Source organism: Pseudomonas sp. MD195_PC81_125 (assembly GCF_014060985.1).
Classification (GTDB): Bacteria; Pseudomonadota; Gammaproteobacteria; order Pseudomonadales; family Pseudomonadaceae; genus Aquipseudomonas; species Aquipseudomonas parakoreensis.
Window position 1 is genome coordinate 1 of record NZ_JABULD010001042.1, and the last position, 527, is coordinate 527.

The 527-nt window shown below is 53.5% G+C and carries 1 protein-coding gene; it reads right to left on the reverse strand.

Annotated elements, in window-relative coordinates:
* On the reverse strand, positions 1–327 hold a 327-nt coding region (locus tag HT737_RS31080; RefSeq protein WP_182404716.1), incomplete at its 3' end, for a MaoC family dehydratase.
* Between the last annotated feature and the right edge of the window lie 200 nt (positions 328–527).

Sequence of the window (527 nt, forward strand, 5' to 3'; positions counted from 1 at the left end):
TTCAGGCGCACTTTTTGAATTGACCTTCACCGGCTGGATGAAACGCACGCTGTCCAGGCCGTAATTGACCACCATCTTCAGGCCTTGCGGCAGCACGAGGATGTCTTCCATCAGTTTCGGGATCAGCGACAGCGATAGGAAACCGTGGGCAATGGTGCTGCCAAAAGGCGTTTGCGCGGCTTTGACCGGATCGACATGGATGAACTGATAATCCCCGGTGGCTTCGGCGAACAGGTTGATACGCTCCTGATCGATGGTGAGCCATTCGGAACGTCCGAGTTCCTTGCCGACATAATCTTTGAGCTCTGCAACGGGAACATAGGGCATTGAGACTCTCCTTGGGTTCATCGGTTTTATAGTTTTTCAGGTGGGGGATTTGACCGCCCTGCGAACCACTGTAGATCATCATGGCGTTTTGCTCCGGTCAACCGACCATTGCTTTTGGCGAATGCCGATTCCATAGCGCCGCCGTTGCTTATAATGCCGAGGACTTTGCGGGGGAGATGTCTGATGTTGTTACGTGGCCT